The sequence below is a fragment of the Sphingobacterium sp. GQ94 genome (assembly GCF_059758715.1).
The window spans coordinates 1-10310 of record NZ_JCAXEC010000031.1 but is presented as its reverse complement, the minus strand read 5'-3'; the positions used below and the strand labels follow the sequence as shown (position 1 = coordinate 10310).

Here is a 10310-nt window from a genome sequence, read left to right as displayed (position 1 = left end):
TTCATTTTTAGAAAAGACATTCAAATCTCGAAAACACAGAAACACTTTTTGATTCCATAAAAGAAAAGGGCACTTATATATCTCAAAATTCAAACCTAGAAAAAATAAAAAATTATGAACAATTATGGTAATGGTAATTAAACTGTGTTATTTTAATGGATAACACTATTAATATGGGCAAGTATTTCTTTGTAATTATCAGGATTAAACCAAGTCGTCTGACCATATTTTTTAAACCAAGTTATTTGTCTTTTAGCATATCTCCTAGAGTTCTGTTTAATTTGCCCAATAGCATCCTCCAAACTCAGTTTACGATCTAGGTAACTGAAAAGTTCAACGTATCCAACAGTCAATAAAGCTGATTTATAACGAAATGGGATAAGTTTTTTTACCTCATCCAATAGACCATTTTGGATCATCATATCAACCCTCCTGTTGATTCTATCATACAGGGCTTCACGATCCATATTTAGACCAATTGTTATTACTTGAAAAGAACGACTTTTATTAGATTGATTTTTTAAGTAAAAAGAGATAGGTCGCCCAGTGGCTTGAAATACTTCCAAGGCGCGAATTACTCGCTGCGGATTATCAATATCTGCATACGAATAATACTCAGGATCGATAGCTTCTAATCGTTGTTTCAAAACGGCTAGTCCCAAATTTTTAAGTTCCTCGTTCAATTTAGTTCGAGTCTCAATAGGTGCTTTAGGTAAATCATCTAAACCTTCACATAAAGCCTTGACAAATAATCCGGAGCCTCCTACCGCTACAACAAGGTTATGATCTTCAAACAACTCATTCAATTTACACAACGCCTCTCTTTCATAATCGCCAGCAGAATAGTCTTCCGCAATAGAATGAGAATTAATAAAATAATGTTTTGCTTGAGAGAGTTCATATTCACTGGGTTTGGCTGTCCCTATATTCAATTCACGATAAAATTGTCTAGAATCCGCAGAAATTATAGCCGTATTAAATCGATTAGCTAGAGCAATTGCCAACTCCGTTTTACCTACTGCTGTAGGTCCAACAACGACAATTAATATTTTTTGATTACTCATTCTTCAATAACTGATGTTCTATTAACAAAAAAAAAGATGACAGCTAAATCCATCATCTTTTATACCTTAATATTTTAGTGGATTAATAATCTTCGGAACCTTCTGTTGATTTTCCTCCTTGAGATTCACCAGATGATTCATCATCAAACATATCAAATTCATCTTCTTCATCGACACCATACTCTTCCTCGATTTCCTCAATAAAATCATCCTCATCTATTTCATCTTCGTCTACTAACGGAAAATTTGAAGCAGCAAGATTTTTTGGGGCCTCCCCTACTTTTTTAAATAAAGTTGGATATACTTTCCCTTCTTCTTCTTTTAAAATTTTAATTAGCTCAACATGGAATTCATAAGGTCGATCAAAATTGTATATATAATAAAATTTTTGATGTGGATCATCAATAAATTTACTTAAACGAATATCTTCCACCAATAATACTCCTTGGTCTTTTTTCCTGGCATTTGGCATATAAGCTATTTCTGTTCCTTTTTTCCATTGATCATTACTCACATAAAAGGAAGAGGAACGCTCAACATCATAGCCAATTGATTTATGAATTGCTTCATGTAAATCCATAAAAGTACTTTTGGAAGGCATATCAAGTTCACGATATACATCTTCATAATCCTCAAAAGAAACCCTAAATCTATAAATTGCCATTATAATATTTCGTTTTTAATCTAATTTTTCAAGCTTTAAAGTTACATAATTTTTGAAATATTTAAACCTAGGCTCTCAAAGTTAAACCTAAGGTTTTCCCTTTTTCAATCATATAGTTAAACGCATCCTTTCTTGAGTTTGGTATCTCGCCTTCCAAAATTGCCTCACGGATTGAATTTTTAATCATTCCAACAAATCGTCCAGGACCAATATCGAAAGCTCTCATGATATCATCTCCATCAATAGGCGGTTGCCAATTACGAAGATGGTCACGTTCTTCAACATCTTTCAGTTTTTGTTTAACCAAATCAAAATTGTCTCGGTATTTCTTTTTCTTGTATTCATTTTTTGTTGTAACATCGGCATGGCAGAGCAACATTAATGAATCAATGTCATCCGCAGCCTCAAACAACAGTCGACGGACAGCTGAATCGGTGACAATATCTTTAGCTAATACAATAGGCCGAAGGTGTAATAAAACAAGTTTTTGAACGAACTTCATTTTTTCATTTAAAGGAAGCTTAAGTTCAGAAAACAATTTAGGTACCATCTTGGCACCTCGATCTTCATGACCATGAAAAGTCCAACCCACCTTCTTATCAAATCGTTTGGTTGCCGGTTTCGCAATATCATGCATAATGGCAGCCCATCTCAACCAAAGATCACTAGAAGTTTTAGCTACATTATCCAAAACTTCTAAAGTATGGTAAAAATTATCTTTATGGCCTTTACCATCTATATAATCAACCCCATATAAGTCAACCATAGCGGGAAAAATTCTTTCAAGAAGCCCTGTATCGAAAAGGTATTTAAATCCAATAGATGGGACCTCAGAAAGTATAATCTTATTGAGTTCGTCAGTAATCCTTTCTTTAGAAATAATCTCTATTCTAGCAGATTGTGCTGCAATGGCATTTAAAGCCGGTACGTCAATCCTAAAATTTAACTGGCTTGCAAAACGAATTGCACGCATCATGCGTAAAGGATCATCGGAAAAGGTAATACTGGGTTCAAGTGGGGTGCGAATAATCTTTTTTTCAATATCACTGACACCATTGAAAGGATCTAATAATTCTCCATAATTCTCTTCGTTTAAAGAGAATGCCATCGCATTTATTGTAAAATCACGTCTATTTTGATCATCTTCTAGAGTTCCATCCTCAACTATAGGTTTTCGCGAGTCGGTCCTATAGGATTCCCTTCGAGCACCTACGAATTCAATTTGTAACCCTTGGTAAACCAACATTGCAGTACCAAAGGATTTATACACAGCAACTTTGGTACTTAGTTTTTCACCAAGCTTACTTGCAAAAGCAATTCCACTCCCTAAAATAAGAATGTCTATATCATCCTTAAATGGACGCCTCATAATTCGATCACGAACATATCCACCAATGACATAACAGAGAACACCTTCCTGTTTAGCCAAATCCTTAATAATGGGAAAAATGGGATGACTTAAATTTTCACTCATAGCAACAAAGTGCAAAAGTAATTATTTTATAGACAACAAACCTTCCTTCATCCTGGAAATATTAAAGTTTTCTAATCTCTATCTTTTGATAATCGGCGGAAAAGAAGAGGGTTTTGTTTCAGAATTCCTTGTTCCCTACGTCTTTGCACGATATGGACAGCCTCGAATAGGGCCTCTAGAAAAGAGTCATGGGAAGCTATATTTTTTCCAGCTATATCGTATCCAGTCCCGTGGTCAGGGGAAGTCCTAACGACGGGCAAACCCGCTGTAAAGTTTACTCCTGATCGGGAGGCGATATGTTTAAATGGAATCAAGCCCTGATCATGATACATAGCTAAGACCGCATCAAATTTAGTATAAGCATCCGAAGCAAAAAATCCATCAGCAGGGAATGGCCCAAAACAGAAAATCCCTTCATCATAAGCTTTTTCAATTGCAGGTCTGATAATTTCGTTATCCTCTTGTCCAATTAACCCATCGTCTCCTGCGTGTGGGTTGAGACCCAAAACAGCAATTTTAGGCTTTTGAATCCAAAAGTCATTCTTTAAACTATCATTCATCATTTTTAGCTTTTGAATAATCCCTTCCGGAGTAATTGAACTTGAAACATCCTTAACTGGTATATGGCCGGTAACCACACCTATACGTAAATCTTCACTCACCATAAACATCAAAACGTTTTCAGCTTGAAAGGCATTTTGAAGGTATTCAGTGTGTCCAGGAAAGTTAAAACCCTCCTGTTGTATATTGTGTTTATTGATAGGGGCAGTAACCAAGGCATCAATCAATCCTGCTTTTAGATCTTGGGTGGCATATTTCAAGGATTCAAATGCATATTTACCTCCGAGTTCATTTTGTTCTCCCAAACTGATTTTCACATCCTCTTGCCAACAGTTTATCATGTTGGCCCGTTTAGGATTTGCAAGATCCGCAGAGTTGATTACGTTAAAACTGAAATCATTAACGCCAATGGCTTTACGATGAAAAGAGGCAACTTTTGTATTCCCATAAACAATAGGTGTAAAATAGTCCAACACACGACTATCCATTAGAGATTTTATTATCACCTCTAACCCTATTCCATTTATATCACCAATTGAAATACCAATTTTAAGTTTATCGCTCATCAAATTTGCTCTTTAGATAGTCAAAAATAGTAAAAAAACGCAAATATGGAGGGGATAGTTGCTATTTTGATTCGACTAAGGAATATTCTTAAATATTAGCCTTAGTAAAAATAGTATCTTTGTAAACAAATACAACTTATGGGTTCAGTACGTGCAAAGAAACATTTAGGTCAACATTTCCTTAACGATAAAAATGCGGCACAGCGGATTGTCGACTCTTTACAACCATCCCTTGGGTATAAACAAGTATTAGAAGTTGGTCCGGGAATGGGCGTGCTTACAGACTTTTTATTACTCAAGGAAGATTACGAGACATTTCTAATTGATATTGATGAGGAATCAGTTGTGTTTCTTCAAAATAAATATCCTCAAATTAAAGAAAGACTTATTTTAGGTGATTTTTTAGCTTTAGATTTTGATAATTATTTTACGAATAAGTTAGCTATCATCGGTAATTTTCCGTATAATATTTCTTCTCAAATTTTATTCAAAATCCTTGATGAAAGACACCGTGTTGTAGAAATGGTGGGTATGTTTCAAAAAGAAGTAGCAGAGCGATGCGTTGCAAAACCAGGCAGTAAAGAATATGGTATATTAAGCGTTTTTCTTCAGGCTTATTACAATGTAACTTATTTATTCACAGTAAAAGCTGGCGCTTTTAGTCCCCCTCCAAAAGTTCTCTCTGGTGTAATGCGAATGGTTCGAAACGAACGAGAAACCCTAGATTGCGACGAAAAACTTTTTTGGAGAGTGGTTAAAGCAGGGTTCAACCAACGTCGTAAAACCTTACGTAATTCTCTTTCTGGTGTAATTCCCAAGGATAAAATGAGTGATAATCCCCTTTATGAATTGCGAGCTGAACGTCTGAGTGTAGAGGATTTCATGAGTTTAACAAATGAAATATCGAACAAAGAATGATATGATAACTTCAAGTGAATTTGCAATCATAGGAGCGGGAATATGCGGTCTAACAACTGCAGTCGCTCTTCAAAAACTAGGTCGGAACTTCCATTTATTTGAAAAGGCTAAGGAGATTAGAGGGATAGGCGCAGGTTTTGGTTTAGGATCCAATGCCATGCAAGCCCTAAGTCATTTAGGTCTAGCTGATGAAATAAAAGACATTGCTTTTCCAATAAAATCCTACACCATATTAGATCAAAAAGGTCAAACTTTAGTGGACCCAGATACTGAAACTCTTGTCGAGAAATATCAACATGAAAACTATATAATCCACCGTGCAGATCTTCATCAACATCTTTTATCTAAATTAGAGACAGAAAATCTAAAATTAGATGCTCAGGTAACTCATTTTAAGCAAGAAGAAGAATCCATATTGGTGTATTTCCAAGATGGAAGAGTACATCGCGCTAAATACTTATTAATTGCCGATGGCGTAAGATCAAAATTACGAGAACAAATGTTCCCAAAATCAACACCAAGGTTTGCTGGATATACCTGCTGGCGAGCAACAATCGACAATAGCCAGATTCACCTCAATAAAGGCACAGAAACATGGGGAAATAAAGGAAGATTTGGTATGTCTCCCTTAGTAAATAATCGAATCTATTGGTATGCATGCATAAATGTCGGAGTCAACAGCACACTATTCAAAAATTACAAACTAAAGGATCTGAAAGAAAACTTTTCTCAATACCATTCCCCTATACTGGAGATATTAGAACAGACAAAAGAGGAAGACTTGATTTGGAACGATATTTTTGACATTAAACCAATAAGACGTTTTGCAAAGGGCAACATTCTATTAATGGGAGATGCAGCTCACGCAACAACTCCGAACATGGGACAAGGTGCTTGTCAAGCATTGGAAGATGTTGCAGTTCTTATTGATGAACTAAAGAAAAACAGAAATGTGTGCATGGCATTCAGTCTATTTGATGCTAGAAGGAGATCAAGAACCAAATACATTACAGAAATGTCTAAGATTATCGGCCGGGTTGGTCAATGGGACAACAAAACAACAATTTTCTTAAGAAATAGCATCATAAAAATATTACCCCCCACAATTGATCAACTTCCTCTTAACAAATTACTTAAAGAAGATTTCATGACCATAAATACAAAAATATCATGAATATACTTATCGCAGATGATATCCATCAAATTCTGTTAGAAAAATTCGACCGAGCTAAACTGAAATATGATTACCGACCGGACATTACTCGAGAACAGGCTCAAAAGATAATAGCTGAATATTCCGGATTGATAATACGATCCAAATTTCAGGTCGACCAAGAATTCATTGACCTTGCTCCACAACTTAAATTCATTGGCCGCTCTGGAGCTGGGATGGATAACATAGATGAAAGCTATGCTCGAGAGAAAGGCATTCAATTATTCCCTGCAAATGAAGGAAACTGTGATGCTGTAGGCGAACATATGATAGGCATGCTGCTAAGTTTGATGAATAATCTAAACACTGCAGATCGACAAATAAGAAACGGACAATGGAATCGTGAACAGAATAGAGGGCACGAATTAAAAGGGAAAACCGTTGCCCTAATTGGCTATGGCTATAACGGCCAAGCGATGGCCAAGAAACTCAGTGGATTTGATGTTCAGGTAATCGCTTACGATAAATACAAAACAGGTTTCTCAGATCAATATGCGCGAGAAGTTTCGATGGAAGAAGTTGTAAAATTAGCTGAAGTTGTCAGTTTCCACATTCCTTTAACCAAGGAAACACAAGGTTTGGTTGACCAGGAATACCTATTTCATTTCCGAAACCCTATTTTCCTTCTCATGGGTGCCCGTGGAGGTATTGTGAACTTACCTGCTGTGATAAAATCCCTAGATAACGGGAAAATTCTAGGTGCCGCATTCGATGTGTTACCGGTTGAGAAATTCCCTTCGTTATTAGAACAACCTTGGTTTAATGCGTTAAAAGATAGGGAAAACGTAATTCTAAGTCCTCACGTTGCCGGATGGACTTTTCAAAGCTACTTCAAGTTATCTGACATCCTAGCTCAAAAAATCATTAACTTCTTACAGGAAAACTAACACCAGTAACCATTGTAGAATTAACGCTAAATCTAGTAAATAAACATGATGATAGTGCTTTTTCTCAGTGAAGATAACAAACTTAAGCAGAATGAGAATTAAGAGCGTTGTGCATAACATCCCATATTTTATAGCCAAAGTATACGGAGAAAATACGACCAAAAAAATATGAAGTAATGCTATTCCATAGGATAGACGGATCGCTTTTTGTTTTCCTAAAAGTATAGGAACGGTCTTCAATTGATAAAGGGAATCTTGTTCATAATCACGAATGTCAAAGGGAAGTGTACATAAAACCAAAAAGACGATTTTCACCAAACCCAAATAATTTGCATCGAACCATTTGATCGTCTCACCATTTGCGAATAGTTCAGTTACAGGAAGACCCACGCTACTTAAAGACCAGACTAAGGCTATATAAAAAACCTTTAAACCAGGCACTTGCCTCATACCGATCCTTTTATTATTAATCTTAACTATAGGCACGGCATATGCTAAAGAAATCAAAGCGATAAAACCCAAATAAAAAAGGGTTAATAAATGAACGTGTAACAAAGCATATAATAAGATGAGAAGTGAAATTATGCTTAAGGTCCAAAATAAAGCTATATATCTGAACACCCAACGGGTCCTTTGAAATGGTGATTTTGAAGGGTTATTGGGCTTGGATAGGTACAAGCTTAAATTATACAATAATAAAGTGGTACTTCCTTCGATCAACAATATATAACCATTTACGGGAAGGTTTAGAATAATATAAGTTAGAGCACATTGCGCAATGGCTGCTCCAGCAATCAACAGATTTGTGTTGACGAAAAAGTAATATATGAGCTTAATAATTTTCATCCAATGGTCCCTCAAATATGCAACTAATTCCCAATCTGATCACAAAAATTAGTATTTCAATCGAAAATAAATTAAATTAGCTTAACAACAAGCTGATTTTTCTGTTACCAATAACTTATTGGCTGAAATAGATAATTAATTCTTGTAAAGTTAATGTAGACCTATAATTTTAATACAAAAATGAGTTTTCAAATTAAATCATTTGATGAGTATCAACAAGCTTACAAAAAAAGTGTAGATGAGCCCGAAGCCTTTTGGGGAGAAATAGCAGAAAGTTTCTTTTGGAAAAGAAAGTGGAGTAATGTACTAAAATGGAATTTTACTGAACCTAATATTAAATGGTTTGAAGGAGGAAAACTAAACATTACTGAAAACTGTTTAGACCGACATATTTATCAGTTAGGAGATCAACCTGCCATTATTTGGGAACCAAACGATCCACAGGAATCGCACCGGGTATTAACCTACAAACAATTACTTCAAAAAGTAGAGCAATTTGCTAACGTATTAAAAAATAACAACATTCGAAAGGGTGACCGAGTTTGTATTTATCTTCCTATGGTTCCTGAATTAGTTATTGCTGTATTAGCTTGTGCACGGATAGGGGCAATACATTCTGTAGTTTTTGGTGGGTTTTCAGCGCAATCCATCGCAGATCGTATCAATGATGCAGAATGCAAATTAGTTATCACCTCAGATGGTGGTTTTCGTGGAAAGAAGATTCTTGAGCTAAAAACGATTGTTGACGATGCGCTTATGCAGTGCAAATCTGTAGAAAAAGTAATTGTTCTAACGCGCACAAGAACACCTATATCGATGATCAAAGGTCGTGATGTATGGTGGGAAGATGAAATTAAGAAGGTAGAAACTCAAGGAAATCCAGCATGTCCAGCTGAAGAAATGGATGCAGAGGATACCCTATTTATTTTATATACATCAGGATCAACTGGGAAGCCAAAAGGGGTTGTTCACACTACCGCTGGATATATGATTTACACTGGCTATACTTTTGCAAACACATTCCAATACAAACCAGCAGAAGTATTTTTCTGTACCGCTGACATTGGTTGGATTACAGGCCATAGTTATATTGTATACGGTCCCCTTTCACAAGGCGCAACTTCATTAATGTTTGAGGGAATACCAACGTACCCTGATGCAGGTCGATTTTGGGATATTGTTGATAAATACAACGTAAATATTCTGTACACTGCACCAACAGCAATTCGTTCATTAATGGCCTTCGGACCGGAGTATCTAGAAAATAAAAAACTAACTTCATTACGTGTATTAGGTTCAGTAGGTGAACCTATTAATGAAGAGGCTTGGAACTGGTACCACAAGGAAATCGGAAAAGGCAACTGTCCGATTGTAGACACATGGTGGCAAACTGAAAATGGAGGACATTTGATTTCCCCAATAGCTGGTATTACTCCTGAAATACCAGGTTATGCGATGTTACCTTTACCTGGAATTCAACCATGTCTAATGGATGAAAATGGGGAAGAAATAATCGGAAATGATGTCTCAGGAAATTTATGTATAAAATACCCTTGGCCTGGTATGTTAAGAACAACATGGGGAGATCACGAACGTTGTAAACTAACCTATTTCTCAACCTACAAGGACATGTATTTCACAGGCGATGGATGTTATCGTGATCCAGAAGGAAATTACCGCATCACTGGTCGTGTTGATGATGTGTTGAATGTTTCTGGACATCGAATTGGAACAGCTGAGGTTGAAAATGCAATTAACATGCATTCTGATGTTGTGGAGTCAGCAATTGTTGGGTATCCGCACCCAGTTAAAGGACAGGGGATTTACGCTTATGTAATTGCAAATCATCACATCGATGAAGAAAAGACTCGTCAGGACGTATTGCAAACAGTTACCAGAATCATAGGTGCGATTGCTAAACCAGATATAATTCAATTTGTAAAAGATTTACCAAAAACTCGATCTGGAAAAATTATGCGACGTATCTTACGGAAGATTGCAGAAGGTGAGATTTCAAGCTTAGGAGATACTTCTACATTACAAGATCCTACAGTTGTAGATTCAATCATTGAGGGATCAAAGTCCCTAAAATAATTTACACAATGTGTAAATTAAAT

9 protein-coding genes are annotated in these 10310 nt (G+C 36.0%); 4 read left to right on the top strand and 5 right to left on the bottom strand.

The features are described 5' to 3' along the window. Positions 1-152 precede the first annotated feature (152 nt). From miaA to pdxA, 4 genes are all read right to left on the bottom strand, one after another. Positions 153-1064: a tRNA (adenosine(37)-N6)-dimethylallyltransferase MiaA gene (gene miaA / locus AC6CHH_RS16350; protein ID WP_498284785.1), complete on the bottom strand. Its 912-nt coding sequence runs from the start codon at positions 1062-1064 to the stop codon at positions 153-155. An 82-nt stretch (positions 1065-1146) separates the two neighbouring features. Further along, positions 1147-1728, bottom strand: a complete 582-nt coding sequence (locus tag AC6CHH_RS16345) for an IS1096 element passenger TnpR family protein (protein ID WP_498284784.1) — start codon at positions 1726-1728, stop codon at positions 1147-1149. 67 nt (positions 1729-1795) lie between these two features. Then, positions 1796-3202: a CCA tRNA nucleotidyltransferase gene (locus AC6CHH_RS16340; RefSeq protein WP_498284783.1), complete on the bottom strand. Its 1407-nt coding sequence runs from the start codon at positions 3200-3202 to the stop codon at positions 1796-1798. Between the two features lie 71 nt (positions 3203-3273). Beyond that, a complete protein-coding gene (gene pdxA, locus AC6CHH_RS16335) occupies positions 3274-4329 on the bottom strand; it encodes a 4-hydroxythreonine-4-phosphate dehydrogenase PdxA (RefSeq protein ID WP_498284782.1) in 1056 nt (351 codons plus the stop codon). Positions 4330-4467: 138 nt separating this feature from the next. On the opposite strand from pdxA, the gene rsmA reads away from it, so the two are divergent. Genes rsmA through AC6CHH_RS16320 form a run of 3 tightly spaced genes read left to right on the top strand, consistent with a single transcriptional unit; the run spans position 4468 to position 7347 of the window. Continuing rightward, on the top strand, positions 4468-5247 hold the full coding sequence (gene rsmA, locus AC6CHH_RS16330; protein ID WP_498284781.1) for a 16S rRNA (adenine(1518)-N(6)/adenine(1519)-N(6))-dimethyltransferase RsmA: 780 nt from the start codon (positions 4468-4470) through the stop codon (positions 5245-5247). Then, positions 5225-6421 (top strand): FAD-dependent monooxygenase, encoded by a 1197-nt coding sequence (locus AC6CHH_RS16325; RefSeq protein WP_498284780.1) that lies wholly within the window; start codon positions 5225-5227, stop codon positions 6419-6421. The genes rsmA and AC6CHH_RS16325 overlap by 23 nt, the downstream gene beginning before the upstream one ends. Next, a complete protein-coding gene (locus AC6CHH_RS16320) occupies positions 6418-7347 on the top strand; it encodes an NAD(P)-dependent oxidoreductase (RefSeq protein WP_498284779.1) in 930 nt (309 codons plus the stop codon). The genes AC6CHH_RS16325 and AC6CHH_RS16320 overlap by 4 nt, the downstream gene beginning before the upstream one ends. Here the strand turns inward: AC6CHH_RS16320 and AC6CHH_RS16315 are convergent. Beyond that, positions 7333-8193 carry a UbiA prenyltransferase family protein gene (locus AC6CHH_RS16315; RefSeq protein ID WP_498284778.1) on the bottom strand — a complete coding sequence of 287 codons (861 nt, stop codon included), beginning with the start codon at positions 8191-8193 and terminating at the stop codon, positions 7333-7335. The two genes, AC6CHH_RS16320 and AC6CHH_RS16315, sit on opposite strands and share 15 nt — an antisense overlap. 180 nt (positions 8194-8373) lie before the next feature. Here AC6CHH_RS16315 and acs point away from each other — a divergent pair, with 180 nt between their 5' ends. Then, a complete protein-coding gene (gene acs / locus AC6CHH_RS16310) occupies positions 8374-10287 on the top strand; it encodes an acetate--CoA ligase (RefSeq protein ID WP_498284777.1) in 1914 nt (637 codons plus the stop codon). Positions 10288-10310: the final 23 nt, after the last annotated feature.